At 47.7% G+C, this 25,668-nt stretch carries 25 protein-coding genes and 1 riboswitch; of the genes, 8 read left to right on the top strand and 17 right to left on the bottom strand.

Annotated features, from left to right (window positions below; genetic code table 11):
* Window position 1 precedes the first annotated feature (1 nt).
* The 7 genes from ORJ00_RS08530 to ORJ00_RS08500 form a co-directional block, all read right to left on the bottom strand.
* A complete protein-coding gene (locus ORJ00_RS08530) occupies window positions 2-412 on the bottom strand; it encodes an ExbD/TolR family protein (protein WP_306137976.1) in 411 nt (136 codons plus the stop codon).
* Window positions 413-1,141 carry a MotA/TolQ/ExbB proton channel family protein gene (locus ORJ00_RS08525; RefSeq protein ID WP_305977206.1) on the bottom strand — a complete coding sequence of 243 codons (729 nt, stop codon included), beginning with the start codon at window positions 1,139-1,141 and terminating at the stop codon, window positions 413-415.
* A complete protein-coding gene (locus tag ORJ00_RS08520) occupies window positions 1,141-1,965 on the bottom strand; it encodes an energy transducer TonB (RefSeq protein WP_306139567.1) in 825 nt (274 codons plus the stop codon). Before ORJ00_RS08520 ends, ORJ00_RS08525 begins: the two co-directional genes overlap by 1 nt.
* On the bottom strand, window positions 1,965-4,268 hold the full coding sequence (locus ORJ00_RS08515; RefSeq protein WP_306139565.1) for a TonB-dependent hemoglobin/transferrin/lactoferrin family receptor: 2,304 nt from the start codon (window positions 4,266-4,268) through the stop codon (window positions 1,965-1,967). Before ORJ00_RS08515 ends, ORJ00_RS08520 begins: the two co-directional genes overlap by 1 nt.
* Before the next feature lie 19 nt (window positions 4,269-4,287).
* Complete coding sequence (locus tag ORJ00_RS08510; protein ID WP_305977209.1) at window positions 4,288-4,902, bottom strand: EF-hand domain-containing protein; 615 nt, start codon at window positions 4,900-4,902, stop codon at window positions 4,288-4,290.
* 10 nt (window positions 4,903-4,912) lie between these two features.
* Window positions 4,913-5,710: a DUF4198 domain-containing protein gene (locus ORJ00_RS08505; protein ID WP_306139563.1), complete on the bottom strand. Its 798-nt coding sequence runs from the start codon at window positions 5,708-5,710 to the stop codon at window positions 4,913-4,915.
* A 153-nt stretch (window positions 5,711-5,863) separates the two neighbouring features.
* The gene (locus tag ORJ00_RS08500; RefSeq protein WP_306125756.1) at window positions 5,864-7,987 is read right to left on the bottom strand and encodes a S9 family peptidase; all 2,124 of its coding nucleotides are present in this window, start codon (window positions 7,985-7,987) and stop codon (window positions 5,864-5,866) included.
* Window positions 7,988-8,172: 185 nt separating this feature from the next.
* On the opposite strand from ORJ00_RS08500, the gene ORJ00_RS08495 reads away from it, so the two are divergent.
* Window positions 8,173-8,355 (top strand): MerR family transcriptional regulator, encoded by a 183-nt coding sequence (locus ORJ00_RS08495; RefSeq protein ID WP_027671406.1) that lies wholly within the window; start codon window positions 8,173-8,175, stop codon window positions 8,353-8,355.
* Window positions 8,356-8,358: 3 nt separating this feature from the next.
* Here ORJ00_RS08495 and ORJ00_RS08490 read toward each other — a convergent pair whose 3' ends face one another.
* Genes ORJ00_RS08490 through ORJ00_RS08475 form a run of 4 tightly spaced genes read right to left on the bottom strand, consistent with a single transcriptional unit; the run spans window position 8,359 to window position 12,147 of the window.
* The gene (locus tag ORJ00_RS08490) at window positions 8,359-9,222 is read right to left on the bottom strand and encodes a choline/ethanolamine kinase family protein (RefSeq protein ID WP_306125758.1); all 864 of its coding nucleotides are present in this window, start codon (window positions 9,220-9,222) and stop codon (window positions 8,359-8,361) included.
* On the bottom strand, window positions 9,174-9,803 hold the full coding sequence (pnuC, locus tag ORJ00_RS08485; protein ID WP_306139562.1) for a nicotinamide riboside transporter PnuC: 630 nt from the start codon (window positions 9,801-9,803) through the stop codon (window positions 9,174-9,176). The genes ORJ00_RS08490 and pnuC overlap by 49 nt, the downstream gene beginning before the upstream one ends.
* Entirely contained in the window at window positions 9,800-10,048 is a 249-nt protein-coding gene (locus ORJ00_RS08480; protein WP_027671409.1) for a YkoF family thiamine/hydroxymethylpyrimidine-binding protein, read from the bottom strand. The genes pnuC and ORJ00_RS08480 overlap by 4 nt, the downstream gene beginning before the upstream one ends.
* Window positions 10,049-10,059: 11 nt before the next feature.
* Window positions 10,060-12,147 carry a TonB-dependent receptor gene (locus ORJ00_RS08475; RefSeq protein ID WP_027671410.1) on the bottom strand — a complete coding sequence of 696 codons (2,088 nt, stop codon included), beginning with the start codon at window positions 12,145-12,147 and terminating at the stop codon, window positions 10,060-10,062.
* A gap of 39 nt (window positions 12,148-12,186) precedes the next feature.
* Window positions 12,187-12,283: riboswitch (TPP riboswitch) on the bottom strand.
* A gap of 163 nt (window positions 12,284-12,446) precedes the next feature.
* On the opposite strand from ORJ00_RS08475, the gene ORJ00_RS08470 reads away from it, so the two are divergent.
* Complete coding sequence (locus ORJ00_RS08470; RefSeq protein ID WP_306125760.1) at window positions 12,447-13,271, top strand: nidogen-like domain-containing protein; 825 nt, start codon at window positions 12,447-12,449, stop codon at window positions 13,269-13,271.
* A gap of 58 nt (window positions 13,272-13,329) precedes the next feature.
* Here the strand turns inward: ORJ00_RS08470 and ORJ00_RS08465 are convergent, their stop codons facing one another.
* The gene (locus ORJ00_RS08465) at window positions 13,330-14,964 is read right to left on the bottom strand and encodes a methyl-accepting chemotaxis protein (protein WP_306125761.1); all 1,635 of its coding nucleotides are present in this window, start codon (window positions 14,962-14,964) and stop codon (window positions 13,330-13,332) included.
* Between the two features lie 202 nt (window positions 14,965-15,166).
* On the opposite strand from ORJ00_RS08465, the gene ORJ00_RS08460 reads away from it, so the two are divergent.
* The 3 genes from ORJ00_RS08460 (at window position 15,167) to ORJ00_RS08450 (ending at window position 18,927) form a co-directional block, all read left to right on the top strand.
* Complete coding sequence (locus tag ORJ00_RS08460) at window positions 15,167-16,042, top strand: cation diffusion facilitator family transporter (RefSeq protein WP_306139561.1); 876 nt, start codon at window positions 15,167-15,169, stop codon at window positions 16,040-16,042.
* A 366-nt stretch (window positions 16,043-16,408) separates the two neighbouring features.
* Window positions 16,409-18,049, top strand: a complete 1,641-nt coding sequence (locus ORJ00_RS08455; RefSeq protein ID WP_306139560.1) for a putative bifunctional diguanylate cyclase/phosphodiesterase — start codon at window positions 16,409-16,411, stop codon at window positions 18,047-18,049.
* 110 nt (window positions 18,050-18,159) lie between these two features.
* Window positions 18,160-18,927, top strand: coding sequence for a M15 family metallopeptidase (locus ORJ00_RS08450; RefSeq protein ID WP_306136422.1), 768 nt, complete (start codon window positions 18,160-18,162; stop codon window positions 18,925-18,927).
* Window positions 18,928-18,969: 42 nt separating this feature from the next.
* Here the strand turns inward: ORJ00_RS08450 and mgtE are convergent, their stop codons facing one another.
* Complete coding sequence (gene mgtE, locus ORJ00_RS08445; RefSeq protein ID WP_306139559.1) at window positions 18,970-20,313, bottom strand: magnesium transporter; 1,344 nt, start codon at window positions 20,311-20,313, stop codon at window positions 18,970-18,972.
* A gap of 160 nt (window positions 20,314-20,473) precedes the next feature.
* Between mgtE and ORJ00_RS08440 the strand changes: the two genes are divergently transcribed.
* The 3 genes from ORJ00_RS08440 (at window position 20,474) to ORJ00_RS08430 (ending at window position 23,861) form a co-directional block, all read left to right on the top strand.
* On the top strand, window positions 20,474-21,268 hold the full coding sequence (locus ORJ00_RS08440; RefSeq protein WP_027672237.1) for a DUF432 domain-containing protein: 795 nt from the start codon (window positions 20,474-20,476) through the stop codon (window positions 21,266-21,268).
* 11 nt (window positions 21,269-21,279) lie between these two features.
* Entirely contained in the window at window positions 21,280-22,137 is an 858-nt protein-coding gene (locus ORJ00_RS08435) for a mechanosensitive ion channel family protein (protein WP_306139558.1), read from the top strand.
* A gap of 107 nt (window positions 22,138-22,244) precedes the next feature.
* A complete protein-coding gene (locus ORJ00_RS08430) occupies window positions 22,245-23,861 on the top strand; it encodes a BamA/TamA family outer membrane protein (protein WP_306139557.1) in 1,617 nt (538 codons plus the stop codon).
* Here the strand turns inward: ORJ00_RS08430 and mutM are convergent, their stop codons facing one another.
* The 4 genes from mutM to rpmB all read right to left on the bottom strand — a co-directional run bounded on the left by mutM (window position 23,862) and on the right by rpmB (window position 25,652).
* Complete coding sequence (mutM, locus tag ORJ00_RS08425) at window positions 23,862-24,671, bottom strand: bifunctional DNA-formamidopyrimidine glycosylase/DNA-(apurinic or apyrimidinic site) lyase (protein ID WP_027672234.1); 810 nt, start codon at window positions 24,669-24,671, stop codon at window positions 23,862-23,864. It lies immediately after the preceding gene.
* 20 nt (window positions 24,672-24,691) lie between these two features.
* Window positions 24,692-25,153, bottom strand: a complete 462-nt coding sequence (locus tag ORJ00_RS08420; protein ID WP_305973809.1) for a hypothetical protein — start codon at window positions 25,151-25,153, stop codon at window positions 24,692-24,694.
* 95 nt (window positions 25,154-25,248) lie between these two features.
* Complete coding sequence (gene rpmG / locus ORJ00_RS08415; protein ID WP_008219722.1) at window positions 25,249-25,404, bottom strand: 50S ribosomal protein L33; 156 nt, start codon at window positions 25,402-25,404, stop codon at window positions 25,249-25,251.
* Window positions 25,405-25,415: 11 nt separating this feature from the next.
* Window positions 25,416-25,652 carry a 50S ribosomal protein L28 gene (rpmB, locus tag ORJ00_RS08410; protein ID WP_027672232.1) on the bottom strand — a complete coding sequence of 79 codons (237 nt, stop codon included), beginning with the start codon at window positions 25,650-25,652 and terminating at the stop codon, window positions 25,416-25,418.
* Window positions 25,653-25,668: the final 16 nt, after the last annotated feature.

Raw genomic sequence — 25,668 nt, 5'->3', positions numbered from 1 at the left:
ATTACGGTACCGGCTCAGTAACAAACCCCAATTGCGTAATACCCAACTGCTGCGCCAGCGCCATAACGTTAAGTACATGCCGGTATTCCACCGCTTTGTCGGCCATCAGCTGCAACGGTGGTTGTTGTGGGAACGCTGCTATTTGCATCAGCTTTTGTTGCAGTTGTGCTGGCGTTACCGCTTCGCTGTTCCACTGCACAGTGCCATCGCGCAGGACGCTGATGGCGATGCTGTCGGCTTGTGTCATAGTGTGCTCTGCACTGGCCAGGGGCAACTCTACCAGCACTGATTGGGTTAATACCGGCATAGTGATCATAAAAATAATCAGCAATACCAACATCACATCCACCAGCGGCGTCATATTAATTTCACTGATGATTTCATCATCCTGCGAATCAGCAGAAAAAGCCATTTACGAACTCTCCTGCTTAGTGGTTAGCACACTGACATTAGCTTTAGGTGCCGCGCCGGTCAGGAAATAGGCGTGTAACTGATGGGCAAAGCGCTTAAGCCGTGTAATCACGCCTTTATTAGCCCGCTGCAGCGCGTTGTAACCCAGCACTGCCGGTATCGCTACTGCCAGGCCTACTGCCGTCATGATCAGCGCTTCGCCGACCGGGCCGGCGACTTTATCAATGCCGGCCTGACCGGATACGCCGATGCTAACCAGCGCATGATAAATACCCCACACTGTGCCAAACAGGCCGATAAAAGGCGCGGTTGAGCCCACAGATGCCAGCACCGGCAAGCCGCGCTGCAGTTGTTGTACATTGTCGTCAATAGCATTACGTAAGCAGGCGCTAAGCCAGTCATTTAAACTCAGCTGGCCGTGTAAATCGGCTTTATGCAGCCGGTGATGATCCACTGCCGCCTGGCCTTCTTCGGCCAGCATACGGTAAGGGCTGGCACTGCTGCCCGGCTGCAACAGCTGCAAACCTTCGGCAAAGCTTTGGGCATGCCAAAAGTCACGCGAAGCGTTATTGGCAGGGCGCAGATGCCACAGCTGAAGGCTGCGCCAAATAATGACGCTCCAACTGGCCACCGACATTAGCAGCAGTAAGATTGCCACGCCTTTGATCACCCAATCGCCCTGCGCCCACAGCGCTGCCATGCCATACGGATTATCTGTTAGTTGCGTCATTATTTCACTCCTTCAGTCAAGGAAAACTCCAGCCGCTGGCGGTATCGGTAAGCTATGGCTTGGCCGCCACGCTGCGCCGGTTGATAGCGCCAGTGCTGCACCGCCAGCAACGCCGCCTTGTCTAGCCTGGCGTAACCACTGCTTTGCGCTACCGTGACATCAGCTACCTTGCCGCTGGCCAGCACAGTCAGCTGAAGTACTACCGTGCCTTGCTCGCGCAGTTTGCGCGATAACTGCGGATATAGCGGTGGAGCGTTATAGTGCACTGTCGCGTTTAGCACCGGGGCAGACACAGGCACAGCTGCAGCCGCTGCGCTATGCTTAGTGGCCGCATTATCGGCAACAGTATCAACAACTGTGTCGGCAACTGTGTCGACAACAGTCGCCGTGTCAGCTAACGAGACAGGCTCCGGCGGACGCTCGGCTGGCGTAGCTGGCTGAACAGGTTTGGTTACAGGCTTATCGGGCTTAGCTGATATTACGTTGGGCTGCTTAACCGCGGTGGTTTTTGCCGGCGCCCTAACAGGTTCAGGTATAAGTTCGGTTTCAGGTTTACGTTCAGGCATTTGCTCTGGCACCCGCTTTTGCTCAGACTTTGGCGACGACTGCGCTGCAGCAGCTTGTGAGGCCGGTTGTTGCACAAGTATGCCGGTTAACACTGGCGGCTGTGTTGTTAGTACACTGCTGTTGGCTGGGACCAGAACCCATACCAGCGGTAATATATGTGCGGTTAATACCGTGCCCAGCGTCAGTAAAAAGCCCCCTGCTTTAGCAGCAGGGGGAAGGCTGTGCGCCAGCGGTTGCATAGCGGCAAGAGAGAACATTAAAAGCTGTAGCTGATAGCCAGTTTGGCATAGCGGCCGGGTTCACTGTAACGCTGTAAACCTTCACCGCCCGGCAGCACGCCGCCGCGCACGCCACTGCCCACCCAGTTGGTAACAAACCGTACCCGCTGCCATTGGTAATATTCTTCGTCGAACAGGTTATAAATACCGGCACTTAAGTGCCACTGCGGGCTGATTTCGTAGTTGGCCATTAAGTCGACTACGGTGTAGCTGTCGGTCAGATACGGGTAGGTTGCGGCTTCACTGTCATCGGCGTTGTAAGCATCTTTGGCTTTCTTCGCCGCGTTGTGGGTAATATTTGCTGTCAGGTCCCAGTTGGCAGCATCGTAGCGCAGGCCCAATACGGCAGAGGCCGGGTTAACACTGCGCAGAGGCTCACCATCTTTGGTTTCGCCATCGTTGTAGGACAGCGCCAGCCGCGAGCTAACAGCGCGGCTGATGCGCCAAGCCGCTTCCAGCTCTACCCCTTTAACATCGGCTTCGCCGGTATTGGCCATAGTGGTATATTGATTACCCTGCGATTCAGTACAAACGCCGCGGAAGCAACTCTCGTAAACAGTATCGGGGTTTTGCAGCAATACTACGGTATCTATCATATCGCTGTAACGGTCATTAAATATCGATACGCCAAACAATACCGTGTCGGTTTGATAAAGGTAACCGGCTTCCAGATTCAGACTGCGCTCGGCTTTTAGATCCGGGTTGGCGATACTGCCCAGCAGGCCCTCTACTACTAAGCCCGAAGCTTTTTCAGTGCGGCTAACCAGCGAGGTAGGCGCGTACATTTCAGCCACTGTTGGTGCGCGAAAACCGCGCCCGGCCTGCAGCCACACTTGCTGGGCGGTATCCAACTGATAAGTCAGATTGCTTTGCCAGGTAAAGGCAGAAAAATCGACATCAGCGACGGTTTGCGTATAGTCACTAAACTGCTGGTCAAACTGCGGGCGGTATTTTAGTGCATCAAAACGGCCACCCAGGCTTAATGTCCAGCGCGGAGCCAGCTTAACAACGTCGCGGGCATACAGGCTTATTGCCATTACGTCAGTTTCAGGCACCTGATCCGGGTCAATGACCGGCGGGCTGGCCAGCACGTCAGTCTGGCCGATATAACGCCGGTCTATCGCAGCGTACTCCACTTTACGCTGCTCAACTGAACCACCATAAAGCCATTGCTGCTGCACAATGTTGCCAAACAGTTCTTTATCCAGCGCTACCGCCAGCTTTAATTGTTGTTGCTTAAAGTCACGGTCTTCACTGCGCAGACAGGGCGATACTTCGCCATTGCTTGCACCGCTGCAGCCGGTGGTTAGCATAGTGGTTAGCCCATTAGTGTAATTGGACTGGTAATCCAGGATGGCATTGACACTATCAGCAAAAGTTTGCGCCGCCAGCCACTCATACTGCAGACCAACGCGCTTGCGCTCAATGTCATCATCGCCATGGCGTGATAAATAGGTGCTGTCTAACCTGGATTTATTATCCAGCTCGCTGTGTTGGCTAAAGTATTCACCGGTCCAGCCTAGCCGCTGAGTGTCATTTAACTGATATTGTAACTTAGCCAGAATGTTATCACTGCGGTAATCCAGCGGATCAGCAAGGGTGCGACCGGCACCGCTGATATTTTCACCGGCGTGGGCCGTTTGGTTTTCTTCCCCTTCGCGGCGGGTGTAGACCAGCAAGGATTCCAGCTTACCGCTGCGGTTTGCTAGTGTGGTGCTGAACGAGGTTTCATCATTTAATCCGCTAAAGCCGGCTTTTAGCCCCAGATGTCTGTCGTCACCTTGTGGCGCAAGGTAGTCAGCCGGATCTTTGGTAACAAACAATACCGCACCGGCCAAAGCACCACTGCCGCCAGCAATGGCGTCGGCACCTTTGATAATTTCAACCTGTTTTAACGCATCAATGTCCACACCGCCACGGGCAGAGCGGAAAAACTCATAGGCAACAAAGGTGGGCGGGTCCAGCGTTTCGCCCAGCGACAAACCGTCGACGGTAATAGCGACCCGATCGCCGTCCAGGCCGCGGATATTAAAGCCGTTACTGCCAAAGCGGCCCATATCGGTGGTGGTTACGCCCGGTACAAAGCGCACCACATCGGCAATATTCTGCGCCTGTTGTTGCTGCAGCTCAGTGGCACTAAGCTGCTGCGTTTGTTTGCTGTTGGCTGTTTGCAGCGACTGCGCGGTTACCGATACCGCTTCCAGTTCTGGGGTTGCGGTTTGTGCCAACAGTGGCAAAGCGATAGCATGGCTAATTGCCAGCGCCAGTAAGGTGTACTGCATAATGTTCTCCTGGCGAGTCTTAGTTGCTATCTGCCGTGTTATTAGCAGTGCGGGCAATTTGTTGGTCTAACCGGCCAGCAAATTCACTGACATATTCGTCGTAACTCAGCATAGCGTCGCGGTTGCTATCGACAGCGACAAACTGTGCCCCACGGCCTTGTTCATATTCGGCGAGGCTTACGCTACCATCATTATTGCTGTCGTACATCGCCAGCATGCCCTGTACTGAATGAGTGGTTGGCATTTGCAGCAGGCGTTCACGCCTTGGCTGTGCAGCGCGCTGGGCTTGTTGCCGGTTTTGTTCTGCCTTGGTTTGCTCTGCCCTGGTATCCTCGCCACGCGGCGCCGGCTTGGGATCGGCGGCAGACAACACGCCATCCTTATTAGTGTCCAAATAGCCAAAGGCGCGATCACCGGAGCGGCTAAACTCAGCGCGGCTGATATAGCCGTCTTCGTCTTTGTCCAACGCGTTAAAACGCACATGAGTCTGGCGCAAATGGCCGGCCCGTTCGGCAGAGAGTTGCTGTTGTTGAGCAGCTGTTAGCTCAACTTTGCTAACAGTACTGCTGCAACCGGCCAGATAAGCACTGCTTAATGCTAAAAATAGGGTAGTAAATAAAGGGGGCTTGTTCATATCATCTCCGTTACTCAGTAACTTCCAGCACAACGCTGTAGGTATAGCTATAGGTTGGTACCTCAGCGGTATTGGGTGCAGCAGTGCGGTAACGGCTAACCAGCAGATAGCGGCCTTGTTGTTGCGGCACAAAACTGATAACCCCGGTACTGTCGCTGGTTAGCTGATGCGTTGCCTGCTCATCATTGGCGCCTTTGGCCACCAGATAAGCATTAACATTTTGGTGCGGCAGCGGCTTGCCGTTGTACAGCACCCGGGCTCGCACCGTACTGTCGGTATAAAGGTCATTAGGGTGGCTTAAAAACTCCAGCTCTAGCGCCTCGCCGGTTGCTTGTACCGCGACATGATCCGGTGCGCCTTTGCTAACATAAGTTTCGGCCCGGGTAACAGCCTGAAAATGGGCGATAGATTTGGCCCCTGCCGGCAACACAAAAGCCGGGTCGCGGCTGTTTTTGCGCTCGCCATTTAGCTCGTAGGTGTGGAACACCGCACCATAGCGCAAGCCGGTGCTAAAACGGTAAGTGCCGTCGGCATTGACTTTATGCTCGGCGGTTGCACGGGTTGTCGCATAGTGCACACTAAGCGGTACTTGTGTTTGCCCGGACGGTGTCAGTACAACAAAGGCACTGTTATCAAACACCGCTTCTGGCAGAAAAAACCGGTCGGCAAAGGCCGCGTCTAGGCTTACCCAATCACCGCGCACCGGTTCAAAACTGGCGGGGTTTAAATAAGGCACATGGGCAAGCACAGTGAAATTAGTTGCCGATAGTACAGTAGCAAAAACGACCGATTTAAGTGAAACAGACATTGCAGCTCCTAATGATAATAATTCTTATTAACAAGCAAGCAGCACTTTAATCGAAACCTCAATAACATGCAAATGATAATCATTACTATTTGCATGTTTAGCAATAAAAAAACCGGGCATGATACCCGGCTTTGTAAGGTAAGCAGTTTTAATTTACTGATTAATACCGAGCAAATTCAGAATAAAGGCATATTCCTCAGCAATTTGTGCCTGACGGGCAAAACGGCCTGATTTACCACCGTGCCCAGCTTCCATTGTGGTTTTAAACAGCAGCGGGTTGCTATCTGTTTTATGAGTGCGCAGTTTGGCTACCCATTTTGCCGGTTCAAAATATTGTACCTGCGAGTCATGCAAACCGGTCGTCACTAACATTGCCGGATAAGCTTGCTTACTCACTTGATCGTAAGGCGAATACGACAACATGTAATCATAATAAGCTTTTTGCTTAGGGTTACCCCATTCGTCAAACTCATTGGTCGTCAGTGGAATACTCTCATCCAGCATAGTGGTCACAACATCAACAAAAGGCACATGTGCCACCAGACCGCGGTATTTCTCTGGCGCCATATTCGCCACCGCGCCCATCAATAATCCTCCTGCACTGCCGCCCATACCAAACACTTTGTCTTTTGCAGTATACTTCTGAGCCACTAAGTAATCGGTTACATCGATGTAATCATTAAAGGTGTTAATTTTATTTAATAACTTACCATCCTCATACCACTGCCGGCCCATTTCCTGTCCACCACGTATGTGCGCGATGGCAAATACAAAACCGCGGTCCACCAGTGATAACACGCTTGAGCGGAACGATGGATCCATTGAGGCACCATAAGAACCATAAGCATACTGATACAGCGGCGCAGTGCCGTCGCGCTTAACGTCTTTTTTATACAACAGCGAAACCGGCACTTTTACACCATCACGCGCGGTTGCCCACACCCGGTCAGTGACATAATTATTTTTGTCAAAACCACCGGGCACTTCAGTTTGCTTTAACAGCAGCTTTTCACCCGTTTGCATATTCAGCTGATAGACACTGGCAGGTGTGGTCAACGAGGTATAGGTGTAGCGTAAAAAGTTGCTGTTTTGCTGTGGGTTTACCTCAAAACCTGCAACATAAGCCGCTTCATCAGATGCGACATAAAACGCTTTGTCAGCAGCATTCCATGGCATAACCTTAATACGGCGTAAGCCGTCGCTGCGCTCGTTGATGGCAAGGAAGTTTTCAAACGCAACAAAGTCCTGAATAAACACACTGTCGCTGTGCGCAATTAGGGGCTGCCAGTTATTGCGGTCACCTATTTTGTCTGCTGCTACCGACATAATACGGTAGTTAGGAGCTTGCCAGTCAGTTTGAATAATCCAACGGCCATTCACATGGTCAGCACTGTATTTTACATCGCGCTCACGCGGTGCAAGGCTTTTAAAGTCACTGCCTGGTTTGCTGGCATCTTGCACCTTTATTTCGCTGGAGACCGTGCTACTGGTGTATATCGCAACATAGTTATCATCGGTGGTATTGCCCACGCCCATATAAAAACTGTTGTCTGTTTCTTCATACACCAATTTTGCGTTGGCCGGCGCCTGTCCAAGCTTGTGCTGCAACACCTGCGTGCTAAGTAAGGTAACCGGATCATTTTTTACTACATAAAGCGTCTGACTATCTTTGGCCCAGGCAATACTGGCTGATAAGCCGGCAATAACATCTGACAAATCCTGGCCGGTACGAAGATCGCGCACTTTTAACGTATACTGACGACGGCCACTGTCATCTTCCATATAGGCAATAAAATTCTGATCAGGGCTTACCTGCCAGTTTGATACTGCGTAATAGCTTTTGCCTTTAGCTAATTCATTGATATCAAGCATGACCTGCTCGCTACCACCTGCAAGTGCCTTTCGCAAATATATTGGATACTCTTTGCCTGTTTCATAACGACTATAATAGCTGTAGTCGCCTTTGGTATAAGGCACTGAACTATCGTCTTGCTTAATGCGGCCGATAATTTCTGCTGTCAGCTTATCGGTAAGTGCTTGATAGCCTGCACTGTAATGAGCAAAATAGTTATTTTCCTGATGCAAATAGTCTAGTACCGTCGGTGAGGTTCTGCTGTCGTCACGCAGCCAGTAATACGGGTCCTGCCGCTCGCCGTGCGTTGATTTCACCGCATAAGGTTGCTGCACAGCCAGAGGTACAGGCAGCTCAGCCGCTGTGACCCAACCACAATTTATACAGCTTAAACTTAACAGGGCTATCGCATATTTATACATCATGATTCTCCGATTCGGTTTGGCACAGAAATTAACATGAAAATTACAGACTGGCGAAGCTGCTTGTGACAAAAAGTGTAACGGAGTATGTTTATCTGCTGATATCATACACAGGGCAATTTAACCTATTCACAAATGGCTGATTTTAGGCTATTACTTTTAGGTTTATTACGTATAAGGAAAACAAAATGGCGTTAATGACGGTTGAGCAGGTAGCAGAGTTTTTAGGTGTGCAAACCATTAGGGTTGAACGTCTGGCGCGGGAAAACTTATTAGTTCCTGCTGAAAAAGACGAAAGTGGCAAACCCATGTTTAATGAAGATGATGTAAAACGCTATAAAACGCTAGCTGAACGACTCGGCGGGCTTTGATATCTACACAGATAACTGCAGCAAGCGCTGTTGCCAGCGCTTTGCCTGTTGCTGATAGCCTGGTATTGCCAAATACCAAAGCCAACAGAAACCACAATACAGTCGCTTTGCAGCAATTAATTTTTTTTCTATTACGGTATTAAGCTCGGATTGCTGGCGCAAGCCAACATATTCCTGCAACATAGCCATTTCTTGTGCTGGCGTTAAATTAAAATGTAAGCTTATCGCCGCCAAATCCAGGCTGCTGTCTGCCAATTGACTGTATTCAAAATCAAGTAACCACAGCTGTTGGCCAGCAAACAGTATATTATCGGCATGTAAATCCAAATGACAGAGCACGGTATCGCTTTGTAAAATATGCATTTGTTCTGCTGCATTACATAATAGTGCCACAAGTTCAGCATCCGGTTTATCGCTTTCAGGTAACGCCATCACTAACTGCTGCAAATAAACCGAACACTCCAGCAGCGGGGTTTGCACCGACAATTGGTGGAATTTGGCCAGTGCCGTAAGCAATACCGTTGCACCATGCAGGTTATAGTCGAATGCCACACCTAACGGAATATACTCACTAAGCATAATCTGATAATGGTTGTTTAAACACAACGGAGGCGGCGCTAGATTCTGTGCGGCAGCAGCATGTTGGCAGCGCAACTCTTGCTGCCGGCAAACCATAGAATCAGCAGGATAGCAGCGCAGCACATACTCACCACGCGCGGTTTTAACATAATAACTTTGATTGCTTTCACCATGAGACAGCGGCTTAACCTGCAACGGTGGCTGGCTGACAAAAAATTCCAGCCGTTGGCATAACCGCGTTACACGCTCAATTTCACTGCTGGCTGCTGCTGATAATGACTGCGCCAAATAAAGTACCCTGCAATAGCGATAACCGTATACAGCATAAACAAGCCGGTAAGAAAATACAGATGTTTTTGCGCATATACGTAAATAGATACCGCATCTATTACTACCCAATACAGCCAGTTTGATACCAGTTTACGTGCAACCAAAAATGTCGCCATAACACTGAACGCGGTGGTTTGTGCATCAAGATAAGCAAAATCAGCCTGCGTATAGCTTGCCATAAACATCCCCAGCACCCAGCCTGCCAAAGCGGTTATGACAATGAGCACCAGATGCCATTGCCAACGCCATTCAAACACCGAGCCCTTCGCACCCGGTGTTGCTTGGCGCAGCTGTTGCCATCGCCACCAGCCATACAACGCCATACCTGCATAGTACAGCTGTAACAGCGCATCTGACAGCAATGCCGACTGCCACATAACATGGGTAAACAACAGCGTACTCAGCAACGCCGCTGGCCAACACCACAAACTGTGTTTCAATGCCAATATCACATAAGCCAATGCCAACAACGTTGCCACCAGCTCAAGGCTATGCATTAGCTGCCATTGTGCAATAGCCTGCGTGATAAGCTCATTCATGGCCGCAAATCACCATGGATAAACTTGCAGACAAACACCACCTTACCGTAACGTTCAAACGACCATTTAATGCATTCCTGCAACGCTTGCATTACTGCTTCATACTCGCCAAACAATTGGGTACTCATCGTGTTGGTTAATACTGTCACGTCTGCGTAAGTGTTTAACTGCTCAATAAAGCCAGTGATGGGGCCAATATAGTCATCGGCCAGCGGATATTTACTAATTTCTACTGATAATTGCATTATTGTCTCCGTTAAAACTGGTAGCTGGCGCTCATACCAACGCGGCGCGGTTCAGCAAACTGCTCATAAACATGCGGCGCGTAACCGTCTCTTGGGTCATTACCAAAATAAAAGCCGCGTACGCCAATGTCTTTGTCCAGTATATTGCGTGCCCATAGCGCAAGCTCCCAGTGTGCAAGCTGATAACTGATCCGCGCATTAAGCAACTCATAGCGTGAGGAGCGGGCGTTATGGCCATCTGAGTAATAAAATTCATCCTTGCCCTGTACACTGACATTAACCAGTAGTGCTTCACTTAGGTACCAATCTGCCGCTACACTATATTGAAACCGTGGTGCCTGAGCTTGTTCCCGCCCGGTAAAAACATCCCCATCTAAGGTGATATAGCGGCCTAATTCGGTTTTGAGCCAGCTAGCCGACAAAGACAACGCAAACTGCGCATGCAATTGCAGCCGGTTTTCCATCTCAATACCGTAATTCCGGCCACTACCTGCGTTATCAATAAAACCGGCAAACTGCGGCCCGCTATCCGGATTTAGCCAGCCTTTTACCTGCATGTCTTCACGCCACATATAAAATGCAGCAACACGTGCGCTTACACTATTGTCAAGCGCCACTCCCTTCACGCCAAACTCTGCGTTATACAGCGTTTCAGGTTTAAAACTGGCTTTGCTACTTAGATCTGCAAGGCTGTCATCCGCCGCTTTGGCTAACGCATCGCCATTTACACCACCGGCTTTATATCCGCGAGATGTCAGTAAATAGATTAACGCTTGCGGGTTTACCTGATAGTTCAAGCTTAACTTTGCCCCCCACATAGTGTCATCATTGTTGATACTGCCGCCGCTGCTATCGCTGTACTCATCTTCGTAACGTTCAAGACGCAGGCCTGATGTCAAACTCCAACCGTCTGAAAGTGGCGTGTTTATTTCTCCATATACCGCCGCATTGCTGCGGCTTAACTCGCTAACAAAAGCATCTGCTTGCCACAGATCCCAATTCCAAAATTGGCGGGTTAAATCAAAGCTTTTATTGGCTGCATAAAGCCCCAATACCCAATCACTGTTACCAAGTTTGCCCTCAGGCGAAGAAATAAAGCGATAGTCCAGCGTTAACTGGTCGCGCTGACGTAAATAACGGTCAGTTGTAGAATACTCATCGGGGTGCAGTCCAACATAACTCCAGTCTTCGTCAAAGCCATAGTCACTGTCAGCTGTTAAATAACTCAGCTGAGCAAGCACATTAGCAAACGGCAGGCCGCGATAATCTGCTTGCAGCGCAATGGCCTTACTGCGAATTAGATCCTGACCTGGCTGATCTGACAAGGTGGTGCGGTTACGATCTAATGAGAACGCATCATAACCGTTGTTTTGGTCGACAAAGTGACTAACTAACTGCAGCGTAAGCGCATCTGAGGCTTGATAGCGCAGCTTTAAACGCCCGGTAAATTCGTCGATATTATTAGTATCATCACGATTCAAGTAGGTATTTTCGATAAAACCGTCAGAGCTTTGCTGCTCAAGTGACAGGCTATAGCCTATTTGCTTATTCACACTATTACTAAACTGTGCGGCTAACTGACGACTATTAAAATTCGCTAACGTTACACTGGCTTTACCTTCCGCAGCAGCTGTTGGGCCCTTGGTCGTCAGGTTTATCATGCCTGCCAGTGCATTTGCGCCAAAGCGGGTAGCTTCAGGGCCGCGAAATACCTCTAGTTGTGCCAAATCGCTAATGCCGGTAATCCCAAGCCCGGAGTAGTCAATTCCATCGACCAAAATACCTACCGAAGGGTTAATAGTATCGACAAATTCACTACGCTCTCCGATACCGCGCACCTGAATATAACGGCCGCGAGATGCCCCAGCAGTAAAGTTTACATTAGCAAGTTGATTGAGCACATCATCAAGATGCTGCGCTGAGGTACGTTTAGTATCTTGCTCACCGACAACGGCAACACTGCCTGAGATATTCTGTAACGCTTGCTGACGGAAATCGCCTTGCACACGAATACGTTCGACGGCCGTTTCAGCATCAGAAGCATAAAGAGGGTAGCTACTGCATATTGCAACAGTAATTAATGACGGTATAAAACGCATTTTCGTATGAATCTCCAAAAAAACAGAGATCACACCAGCTTGAGGAGTTAGCACCATCCCTCCGCCGGTATAATCCGGATCAGGTTCTAAGGGTTTGCCTTTCGGCATCTCAGCAATTGCACCCCTTGGTTGCGTCGCAAGTGTATAGCTTTTTCAAATCCATCGCAATATTAGCCCCCGCAATGACAGTTTTTTTTACATCAACAAACCAGATGGTACGTAATGCTTTGAAATAAATAAATTATTTTAATGGCGCATTTATTGCATTGCGAGCACGACATTAATTAATGGAGACTAAAATGTTAAAAAAAGCACTTGCTACAGGGATTTTGACATTATCACTTTGCGCGCCAGCCTTTGGCGGTGCAATTACCGCTGGTTTCAATGATTTTACCCTTAATCCAAATGATGATGGTTCTACAGGAGCCGTATCTATCGGTTTTGATGTAGATTTTTTTGGCTTGGTTTTTAGCCAATTATTTGTTAATAACAATGGCAACATTACCTTTGACAGTCCATTGTCTACTTTTACCCCTTTTGATTTAACGTCAACTGGCCGGCAAATTATTGCGCCATTTTTTGGTGATGTTGATACCAGCGAAAACGGTTCACCTGTCACTTATGGCTACGGCTCATTTGATGGTATGGATGCATTTGGTGTAAATTGGGTTAATGTTGATTATTTTTCTAGCTCAATTACTCATACCAACTTCAATAGCTTTCAACTGCTTTTAGTTAATCGCAATGATATTGCGGTTGGCGATTTCGACATTATCTTTAACTATGACAGTATCTTATGGGAAGCAGGCACGGCAAGTGATGGTGATGCCAACGGCTTAGGTGGTTCGTCTGCCAGGGTCGGTTTTTCCAATGGTACTGGCAATGCGGGCACTTTTTTTGAATTGCAAGGTTCAGCCATCAATGGCGCTTTGTTAAATGGTGGTGCTAATTCGCTGATTGACGGACGCCTAAACAGTAATATGGATGGGCGTTATATTTTTAATGCCCGAAATGGCGATATTACTGCTGAGCCAAACCCAGTTCCAGAATCTGGCACAATGATTTTATTGGCTACAGGTTTATTGCTTATTGGTAGTCGTAAGCTGCTTAAACGTAAAGCTTAAGTCAATACAAGATCTGTTGGCGGCGCTTTTGCCGCCACAGAGACTCTACATGTTCGCGTTATTTTTGCTCAAACACCAACCAGTCATCATTTAATTGCTTTGCCAGTTGATTAAGTTGCTCACTTGCTTTAGCTGCAAGGCCAGCACCTGCGCTTAATTGTGAGATATCGCCGTTTAGCAGGTTAATACTGTTAGCAATATCCGTTGAGACAATTTGCTGTTGCTCCGTAGCACTACAAATAGTTAGATTTGCCCCAGCAATACTTTCAACAGCACGAGCCAGTTCTGCAAATCGCTCTCCTGCACTTTGCGCCAAGGCTACGTTGTTATCAGCATCACTATATGCCTGTTGCATAGCGTCGACAGCACTTACCGCCCGTTGCTGCAACTGACTAATCATCTTATCTATAGATTCAGTTGCTTGCTGTGTATTTGCCGACAAGGTGCGCACTTCATCTGCAACAACCGAAAATCCACGGCCGGCTTCGCCAGCACGTGCGGCTTCTATCGCTGCATTAAGTGCAAGTAGGTTGGTTTGCTCTGAAATTTTACGGATCACATCTAATACGGTCGAAATCTGGCTTGACTCCTGCTTTAGCTCGCTTACAGCCTGAGTACTGTGTTTAAGTTGTTGCGTCAGCGCAGCAATACCTTTCGCACTGTCGGATGAGACACCTCTACCAGCATTACACAACTGCTCGGCTTTTTGTGCAGCATCAGCGGCGTTTTTTGCGTTACCGGCTACATGCAACACACTGGCGCTCATTTGCTGCACTGCTGCAGCAAGCTGCGCAGCTTGATCAGCCTGACGTTCAGCACTGTTACTGACATCATCACTACTTTGAAAAACGGTTGCTGCCTGCGCACTTAGCGCCGTTGCACTGCTACCTAGTCTGAACACCAACTGTTGAAAATGCGCTATCATCTGATTTAATGCCTGCGCAGCTTCTGCAACTTCATCTTTGCCGCGGGTATCTGCCCTTAAGCTTAGATCTGACTGTTGTTGCACTTGCTTTACTATGTCGCGTAGTGCCCATAATGGCTGACACACTGAACGCTGTACCCGCCAAATTAGCACACTGATTAACAACAAAAGTATGATCCCAGCAATTAAATAGGCTTGGACCAACAGCGCAGTAAATTGCTCCGCAGAATCACGAACTTCCGCACCTGCGGCTAATTGTTTTTGAATAAAGGCTTCGGCCAACTTGGTAAAACCGGTAATGCGTAGTTCAATTTCATTATTCACAGTAGATTCATTGAGAATACGCACCAACAGCGCGTCACTGCCTGCATAGGTTATCCACTCTTGGTAGTGCTTAATGGCTTTTTCAAACGCCTGATCTAATTCTGCGTAGTGTTCTGCATTGTTTTGCTTTGGCCGACTATTAGTAAAGCCTAGCCATTTGGCCTCTGCCAGCTGCAAGTGTTGCTTTATCGCCTCTTCTGTTGCCTGAGCAGATGCCCATCCGGTACGATACTTGCGTATGTCTTGCAGTGCCGTTTGCTGCAGGATTTGCTGTACAGACATGACATCGGACAAAATAGCCAAGTGATCGTTGTAGAGTGTATTGAAAAGCTTATCTTTTTCTTGAACACTGAAAAATGCCGCAATTAATACCAAAACAACCATGACTAACGGTATAGTACCCAACAGTAATATCCGACCAGAAATTTTCAGTTTTGCCAGCACAAGTCAATCCTCAGCGGTGTTCACTAAGCGTAAGTCTATGCCTGCAATATGACAAAATTGTGACACCGCTAGCTTGATGTCATCTTAATGTCATGGCAGTAATTTGGTTTAATTATCTTATATAAGCAAGATACCCTAGGTGACTTTGCGCTGACGCTGCTCTAGACTGCAATTATCGCCTTGAAATGTGCCAATAACCTCTATGCAAAGCCTACGACCGCGCCAACTACTCATGCTGTCTTTATTGGCGGCTTTTGCAACCATGGCGTTAAAGACCCTCGCTTGGTATATCACCGGCTCTGTTGGTTTTTTGTCTGATGCAATCGAGTCACTGGTGAATGTAGCTGGTGCAGGTTTTGCACTATTTATGGTCACCTTAGCACGCCGTCCTGCAGACGATAATCATCCTTATGGGCATAGCAAGGCAGAGTATTTATCTGCAGCTTTTGAAGGGGGCCTGATCGTACTCGCCGCTCTGGCCATCTGTATCACAGCGTTAGAGCGACTAATTAATCCTCAGCCCATTTCTACGTTGGGTATTGGTACCACGTTTATCGTATTGGCCAGCCTGATAAACCTTGGTGTTGCGTTTTTGTTGTTGCGTGGGGGCAAACACTATAATTCACCCGCATTAGAAGGCGGGGGCAAACACTTGATGACCGATGTCTGGACCACAACCGGCGTTATTGCGGGCGTCGCATTGGCTTCGATTAGTGGTTACAGCTGGTTAGACCCGCTAGTGGCTATTGCCGTGGCGGTTCATATCGTGTTTGAAGGCGGACAAATTCTCTATAAAGCTATTAATGGCCTTATGGACAACGCCTTACCAGATGAAAGGCTAGTTGAAATACATCAATTATTGACCACATTTAGCAACCAGCAGGTACTCTTTCTTAACTTGCGTACACGGGCAGCAGCTACATTGCAATTTGCTCAGGTCGATATGCAAGTTCCGGGAAACTGGAGTGTTGAGCGAGCTCACCAACTAGCAGATGAGGTCGAAATTGCTCTTATGGCAGAAGGAATAACGTTAACCATTCATATTGAACCACAGCATGCACATACAGAAAACACCTGATACTACCTTAACAATTAGTGGTGCCAATTCACAGAGCTGGAAAGAACACATACGGCATTTGGTGTTTAGCCTGTTTGGCGCTACAGTAAGTCGACTATGTTAAAATACTTCGGCTAAAGCAGTATGTTGAAAAAGTACTTTCGCCCAACGCTAGAACCTGACCTTATCGAGCGCTTCAGTCAGTTTAGGATGCGCCGTCTAATACAAATAGCCGGGTTTACCTTAATAGGCTTGCTTATTGCTGCATTTATTTCATATGGCATCGCACAACTCATCTTTATAACTGGTTGTATTGCACTTATTTGCTCTATTGGATTCTCAGTAAACAAACGACCGCTCCCTGCAGCCTACATTTTACTGTGGTCTATGACGATTATGTTATCTGCCTTAGCATTTTTAGGCGCTGGCATGCTCGATTATGCGTTATTGGGTTATCCGGGCTTGCTAATGTATGCCGCCATTCTGGGTAGCGTGGCCTTATTTTATTCGCTACTGTTGTTTGTCCTGGCAACGTGTACTTTGCTAACCTGGCTAACATTAAGCGGCCTGTTAGTTCCACATACTCAAGTGCTAAGTTGGTTTGACCTTATCTTTGTCTTTATCATCCTCACCGTCACTGCTATGAGTGTTTACCTGATGGTTAAAGACATGCGAAATTTGATGAAGGTACTGCATCAGGAAAATATCAAAGTTAAACAAAGCCGAGTAAAAATAGAGCGGCTAGCACATTATGATCTGCTAACAGGCCTGCCAAATAGGGTATTTGGAGAGCAACTATATCTACAACAGCTGAATTACTGTCAGGAAAAACAACTACAACTTGCAGTATTATTTCTTGATTTAGATAACTTTAAACCGGTCAATGACGCACTTGGCCACTCTGCAGGTGATATCTTGCTAAGCCAGTTATCAAGTCGTTTAAATTCTTGTTTGAATGAACAACAGCATGTGATTCGGTTTGGCGGCGATGAGTTTTTATTTTTAGTACCTTATGAACAAAGCACTGACTCACTTACTGTTTTAGCCAACCGAATTATTACAGAAACAGTGAAACCTTTTAATATTATGCACACACAACTACAGATTTCAGGGTCCGTGGGTATTGCGGTAGCCTCCGCTGATGATGACGAATTTAGCGTACTTTGCCGTAAAGCAGATATGGCAATGTACAAAGCAAAGGAAGATGGGCGCAATACCTTTCGCTTTTATGATAGCCATATGGATCAGGCAAATGTAGACAAGTTTAACTTGCTGCAAAACCTGAGATCGGCAATAAATTCAAGACAATTCTCTCTGTATTATCAACCTAAAATCTCACTACGCAGCGGCCAGATTACCTCTGTGGAGGCCTTGTTACGCTGGCAGCAAGCAGAAGGACGATTTGTAAGCCCCACTGAGTTTATTCCGCTGGCTGAAAGCAGTGGCCTCATCACGGAGTTAGGTGCCTGGGTTATTGATGAGGCGTGTCAAGCTTGCGCACGTATACGTAGGCAAGGTTACCCACATTTGCGCATTGCAGTAAATTTATCCTACGTACAGTTTAAAAACGGGCAACTAGAGCATGTTATAAAACAGGCTTTGCAGCGAGCTGCTCTTCCAGCCAGTAGCCTGGAGCTGGAATTGACCGAGTCTTTACTTATTGATGACGATGATTTTATCAAACGACAGTTAGATGCGCTTAGCACGTTAGGCGTTACCTTTGCCATAGATGACTTTGGCACTGGCTACTCTAACCTTAGTTATCTTCGAAGCTTTAACGCCACCACATTAAAAATAGATCGCTCATTTATCATGTCACTTTGCCAGTCAGAACGTGATGAGCCCTTAGTGAAGGCTATCATTCAAATGGCTGCCAGCCTCGGTTTAAAAACAGTTGCTGAAGGCATAGAAGATGCCCAAACCGCCCAATTACTAACACAGCTTGGCTGTGATGAAGGTCAGGGATACTATTGGGCGCCCGCACTACCAGAACAATCTATTTTAACCATGTTAAACACCCAGCCATAAACCAGATCGAAACAACAATTTTAACGGCAGCACAGCATCTTGCCACTAAACCGCTATACTCTGCTTCGGCCCTCGCAGTATCAGGTTAATTTTTTTAAAGAGATCATGTTATGAGTAGAGATACTGCCCTTGAGCACCTGCATCCCACATTCAGACAAAAAATACAACAACTGCAGTCTGAATTAACAAAGGCTGACCTGCCGTTTCGCTTATTTGAAGGATTTCGTTCCGCGCAGCGTCAACATCAATTGTATAGCCAAGGCCGCACTACCCGAGGTGCCAAAGTCACCAATGCTGATGCCTGGAGTTCTTTTCACCAATACGGCGTGGCTGCAGACTTTGTGTTGTTCATCGATGGTAAGTGGAGCTGGGACGATAAGGGTCCACGTAAAGCATGGTGGCAAAAACTGCACGAGCTTGCGGCAACAGTCGACTTAGAGCCTCTTAGTTGGGAGCTGCCGCATTTGCAACAAAAAGGTCAACAACTGGCGCAGCTAAAAGCAGGGCATTATCCGGCAGGAGGTGACAGCAGTTGGGCTGAAAACCTGCAACAAGCCATACTTGATTGGCGCGGCTCACCCAGCGCGCCACCGGTGCCAGATGCCGCACCCAATAGGCCCGAACTTAGCAATGCCACTTCGCTCTCGGTTGACAACGTAATGGAAGTGCAACAAGCCGTGCAAGCCAGAGTAACAGCGCGGGATGGTTTGCGTCTGCGCGCCGGCCCGGGTACCAGCTTTGACATTAAAAGCACGCTAAAACCCAACCAGTTAATTTATATCATGCAACACAGCGGTGACTGGAGCCAGATAGATATTCAAGGAGATGGGCTGGCCGACGGGTATTGCCATAGTGGTTATTTAGCTGCATTGCGTTAGTTATAGGCGCTGCAATGCAGCACCTACGACAAAGTATTGACGTTATAAGCGTAAATACCAGGTTGCAATAGAAAAATACACTACCACGCCAGCGACGTCAGCTATGGAAGTAATTAGCGGGCCGCTGGCGGTAGCGGGGTCCAGTTTAAAACGGCTCAGTAAAAACGGCAGTGACAGGCCAATTAAGCTACCGGCCATCACCACCAGCATCATGGTCAAAGCAACAACGATGGCAATATCATAGCCACCACGCCACCAGCCTAAAACCACAACGGCGGCTGCCATGGTAAACCCGAGCAACCCAGCAACTAAACATTCCTTCGCCAACAATGCGCCCCAATCACGAAGCTTAATTTCACCTGTCGCCAATGCGCGCACCATCAGCGTGCCCGATTGTGCTCCGGCATTACCACTGCTACCTATCAATAGCGGTAAAAAAAACAGTAGGGCAATATGGCTGGAAATAATACCTTCGAAATACGCTATGCCGGCGCCAGAAAAAATATTGCCAAACACCAAAATAACCAGCCACAGAACGCGTTTACGATACAGTAAGAGAATACTGGCGTCTTTTACACTGGTTTCCAACTTGCCTATAGTAGCCGTTTTATGAAAATCCTCTGTCGCTTCCTGTGCAGCCACATCCATTGCGTCATCATAGGTCACAATGCCAACCATTTGCTGCTGATGGTTAATAATGGGTAGCGCCATCAAATCGTACTTGGCAATTAAGGCTGCAACTTTTTCCTGTGGCATATCAACACTGGCAAAAATAGGGTCGTGGTTAATCAGTTCCTCAATAGGCATGCTAATAGGTGCTAATATTAAATCGCGTAATGACACCACGCCAATCAGTTTACGGCTGGCGTCTACTACGTAAGCAGAGTAAATAGTTTCTTTGTCCGGTGCCTCTCGCCGCAATGAATCCAATGCCTGCGCTACCGTCAACTCTTGCGGTAAAATAGCGTAGTCAGATGTCATAATGGCACCAGCAGTACCTTCTTCGTGCGAGGTAAGCTGTAACAAATCTTCACGTTCCGCTTGTGCCAAAGCAGGCAATAGCGTCTCACGCTGTTCATAGCTTAAGCGGTTAAACAAATCGGCTCTTTCATCAGAAGACATCTGACGGATAATAGGGGCCAGCTTACGTCGGCTTATTCTAATGGATAAATTCACCTGCTCTTCGGCTGGCAGGTAACCAAACACTTCAGCTTGTTCCGTGCGAGGAAAAACGGTTAGCAATGTCCATAAGTCGTTGGGCGCAAATTCCACCAACGCTGAGGCTAAATCAGCAGGGTGTACATCGTCCAGCTGTTCGCGCAACAAGGGTACGGTATTAGATTCCAGCGCACTACGCAGGGTGGCAATTAATGCAGGCAATTCCATGGCAGCGGCCCCTCGGCAGTTTTAAATTAACATATTGCTGAACAAGCAAAAATTGGCGGTATTTTATAAAGCATAGCAGTGAATCTCAACTGAATATGGCATTGGGCTACTGCTGTGTTCTTGCTAAGATAACAATCAATATCGAATTAGGTAATTGCACATGCAGTCTGACACAATTAAACAGCCATGGTGGCATCCTCTGGAGTTGGATTTAAACGATTGCTGGCACCACCGGCTTGGGTCGTTGAACATCTATTTACAACGACAGGCTCAACAGTGGTTGATGGCGCACGAGTATACTACAGAGCTCCCTAAAGACAGTCAGTTTCATTCACCGGTTAAAATGATACCGTCACATCTAAGCTGTCAGCGCTTTTTATTTAAACAAAGTCCAGCAGCCTGCCAACTGATACCCAGGTTAATGGACAGACCCGTGGTTGTAAAAACCTTACAGCCGGTGATATTACCACCAAACGAGCAAGGCACTTTTTATATCAGCTCACCGGTATCCGTGCAGCTAAAACTCCTGCCCGACCTATTACTGCATACCATCCCAGTGCAGCGTTTATCTGACACCTGGTTCGGCCCCTCTACACAAGTTGGCGAGCTATGTTATGCAGATAAAACCCATGCCAGGCATGCCAGAACAGAGCTGCCGCAGCGACCACACCGCGCTATTACCCCAGTGACAATTTACAATAGCTCATCGCAGTTGCTTACTATTGACAAGATCAGTATACCGGTGCCTTATTTAGCGCTATATGCGATGCCAGATGGCAATTTATGGACTGATCCTGTCACATTACGACATGAAGGGATACAAGCGCTAGCACACTTTGATACCGGTAAACTCAATGCAATAGATGCCGCGCAAGCTGAACTGCTGTCAGCCCCTCTGGTAAAACCGGAACGCCATAACTTATTTCGCGCATTTACCGACATGTTTCATGATTAATTGAGATCACTATGACAGAACAGTTTTTACAATGGTTACAAACAGAGCATATTAGCCAAATGCTCAAAGCAGCTATACTGCTATTGGTTGGTTTTGTTGTCGCAAGTTTAGCATCACGCGCAGTAAACCGGTTTTTTAGCAAAAATTTCTCGCAGCACCATATTGTGCTATTTAGAAAGCTTGTGTACTGGTTGTTGCTAGCACTATTTGTTGCCTCGGCATTAAAACAGCTGGGTTTTTCACTCAGTGTGCTATTGGGCGCGGCGGGGGTATTGTCAGTTGCTTTAGGCTTTGCTTCACAAACTTCAGCATCAAACCTGATCAGTGGTTTATTTCTGATTGGCGAACAACCGTTTAAACTGGGCGATACCATCAAAGTTGGCAATACCACCGGCGAGGTGCTATCAATAGACTTACTCTCAGTGAAACTGCGCACTTTTGATAACCTTTTCGTTCGTATACCCAACGAAACCCTGATTAAAAGTGAAGTGACTAACCTGACACGTTTTCCTATCCGGCGTTTCGATTTATTGCTGGGCGTGGCATACAAAGAGCAAATCTCCGAGGTTCGCAGTGTACTATTGGACGTTGCCGACAAAAACCCACTGTGTCTGGACGAACCCAGCCCAATGTTTTTATTCTTAGGTTTTGGTGATTCGGCATTGAATATTCAATTCTCAGTGTGGGGGAAACGGGAAAACTTTCGCGATTTGCGTAATAGCTTGCATGAAGAAGTAAAATTAGCCTTTGATACTGCGGGCATCGACATTCCATTTCCACAGCGCACAGTGCATTTGGCGCTACAGTATGTCCAGTCAAAGGCACAATCTGCAGCACCACTACAAAAAGATGACAATCACGCTTTATAAATCATGATAATTAGACAGAGTTAAATTGTTCAGATACGAAACCTGCGTTAATGTTGCCTTAAGGTGGGACAACGAGACTACACTTAACACCCTCAATGGAGTCATCTATGAAAAGGCTTGTCAGCACCGCCGTTATGTTACTCTTCGCCCAACAGGTTGCGGCGGACTGTCAGGCTGTGGCAGATAACCATTTCCTAGTAGATGAACAAGGTATCACCATTGAAGCTATAACCTATAACTCCCACAATGTGTTTGATTTAAAAGATGAAAGTACATTTTGGCTGCATAGGTTTGCCAACTACACCCATAAAGTCACCCGTGAGGGCGTTGTGGAAGATGATCTGTTGTTCCACACCGGCACCCCGCTAGTGCGAGCCGATTTAGCCGAAACCGAGCGTTTATTACGCAGCCGGCGCTATATACGTGAAGCAGAAGTACGAATTAGCCATTACTGCGCCGCCAGTAACAGTGTTATTGTAAACGTAGCCACCTGGGATAACTGGTCGTTGTTACCGACAATAGATTTTTCCAGTGAAGGCGGTCGCAGTAAAAGCGCCCTTGGCTTTGAAGAAGACAACCTGTTAGGCAGTGGCAACCGTCTGAGCCTGGAGTATAAACGCGACAGCGAACGTACCGGGGTGAACTTTGTCTTTTTTTCACCGAATATGTTCAGCAGTTTCTGGAACAGCACTGCAGCTTATAGCAAAAACAGTGACGGCAATAACTACCAGCTTAGCCTGAACCGGCCTTTTTACCGTTTATCTTCGCCCTGGGCGCTGGGTTTCGATGTTGACCGTGTCTCAGAAGATGTTACTGAGTACGATGCGGGTGAGGAATATAATAGCTTTCAGCGGCAGCGCAACCATGCCAAAGCAGAATTCGGCTATCGCCTTGACACCAACAGCCATAACATTCACCGGCTTAAACTGGCGGTAGAGTCAGAAAATGTGAAGTTCTTTGCTAATGCGGAAACCATGCTGGATTTCCCGGAAAATCGCAATTTAAGCAGTGTCTGGCTTGAATACGAGGGAATTCAAGCCAATTATCGTAAGCTGTTTAATATCAACTCTTTTAATCGCACTGAAGATTTTAACTTTGGCTGGCAATTAAATGCCCGGTTAGGTACTTACAACAAAGGGCTTGGAGCTGATCGCGATGCGTTATTCTGGCAAATCAGTACCAATAAAAACTGGCAGCTATCACCCGATCTGTATTTACTGGCTGACTTAAGCTGGTTGCAGCGCCAGTTTGACCAACCTCAGTATCTGTTAAGTACGCACTGGAAGCTGGTTAAACACCTTAACGAATACAATAGTATCGTGGCTAAACTCACGCTGGATAAGGGCAAAAACCTGTTTCGGGATGAACCCTTGTATATTGGCGGCGATGAACAATTACGCGCCTACCCCAATTATTTTCAAAGTGGTGAGTCACGCGCAATGCTAAGTGCAGAATATCGTCGCTATACTGATTGGTCGCTATGGCAGTTATTGGATGTGGCCTTTGCTGGATATATCGACGCCGGCAAAGTATGGCAAAGTGACGAGCAGGACACCAACACATTAGACAGCAGTACTTTAGTTGGCATTGGTGCCGGCATACGCTTGCTATCAAACCACTCCAGTCGCGGTACCATGATCCACTTAGATCTGACGCGGGCGTTAACTGACAACGACAACCTCAGTGGTGTTGAAGTGCGAATTACCGCAACAAAAAGCTTTTAACTAACGCTGACAACCGTCGCAAAAAACCGTACTGCGCTGGCCAAGACGAACTTCCTGCAGCGCTGCACCACAATTAATACAAGGCTGTCCACCCCGACCGTACACCAGTAATTGCTGAGCAAAATATCCCGGCTTGCCATCGGCCTGGCTAAAATCTTTCAACGTGGTGCCACCTTGTTTAATGGCAGCAGCCAGCGTTTGTTTTACCACCTGCACTAGCTTTTCCAATTGCTCTGCCGTAACGGTTTTTGCAGGTTTAGACGGTAAAATACCGGCTTTAAACAACGCCTCATTGGCGTAGATATTGCCCACGCCAACGACCACATGGTTATCCATCAGCACCAACTTGGCCGCACTACCCCTTTTGGAAAAGGCTGCAGTTAAATGGGCCAGATTAAAATTGTCACTCAGGGGCTCCGGGCCTAAACTGGCCAACAACGGATGCACTTCACCTTTTTGTTGCCACAATACAGCACCAAAACGGCGGGTATCGTTCAGCCGTAACACCATACCACTACTTAACACTAAATCGATATGATCATGTTTACCGAAAGGCATTGTGGCTGGTATTACCTTTAAATGGCCTGACATGCCCAGATGCAGAATTATATCGCCCTGTGGTAGCTGAATAAGTAAGTACTTGGCACGGCGGGTTACCGACAATATCGGTTGGTTGGTTTGCGCTAATACTTCGTCCGGCACCCACCACCGCAACTGGCGCTGGCGCGCAATAACCTCTACCAAATGCTGGTTTTCAAGATGGGGGCTAATACCCTGCCGCGAGACTTCGACTTCTGGTAATTCAGGCACTTTCTACTCCAATAACGCCACTACAACAAAAATAGCTGTGTAGCTTGCTCAGCATTCAATTGATAGAACTGACTTTGACCTGCTTGCTGCAGTAAAAACTGATTATCAGACGCAGGGTATAACAGCCAAATCAGGGGCTCAGTATACCCCACTAATTGCACACTGGCCTGCGCCACCGGCACCCGGCTTTTATCTGCCGTAACGCTGATAGGTGTTAACAAACTATATTGCCAGGCAAGCGCTAGTTTTGCGGCATCTATCTTAGTGGGTTTATTAGGTTGTAATTGCCATACCGCACCGGCTTTAATTAGCCGCTGCTCGGCAAATGCTACCATCAATAACTCGCTGTTGTCGGGGAGCAACCGATGTTCGGGCACATTTAACTGCTGTAAGCGCTGTGGTATGCCATACAGCACAAACATCAATATCAGCACGGCGAAAATCAGTACATTATTCCAATTACGTCGGGACAGTTTTAGCATAGGAGAACCGGGTTGTAGCAAAGCAACAACGGCATAGTAACGTAGGCAGGGCTTAAATAGCAAAAACCCGGCGTTGGCCGGGTTTCTGTATTCGATTACTTGATTTTCGCTTCTTTGAAAATCACATGCTTGCGCACTTTAGGATCGAACTTTTTGATTTCCATCTTTTCTGGCATGGTGCGTTTGTTCTTCGTAGTTGTATAGAAGAAACCGGTACCAGCAGAAGAGACTAAACGGATTTTATCGCGCATTTTTTATTTCCTTACACCTTGTGACCGTTAGCACGCACATCGGCTAAAACCGCATCGATACCTTTCTTATCGATGATGCGCATACCACGGGTAGAAGTACGTAATGTAACAAAACGGTTTTCACTTTCAACCCAGAAACGGTGTGTTTGCAGGTTAGGCAGGAAACGGCGCTTAGTAGCATTGTTGGCGTGTGAACGACGGTTACCCACCATCGGACCTTTACCAGTTACTTGGCACACTCTAGACATGTCAATAGTTCTCCAA

The organism is Rheinheimera baltica (assembly GCF_030731985.1).
Lineage (GTDB): Bacteria > Pseudomonadota > Gammaproteobacteria > Enterobacterales > Alteromonadaceae > Alishewanella > Alishewanella baltica.
This window is presented reverse-complemented; position numbering and strand designations above follow the sequence as displayed.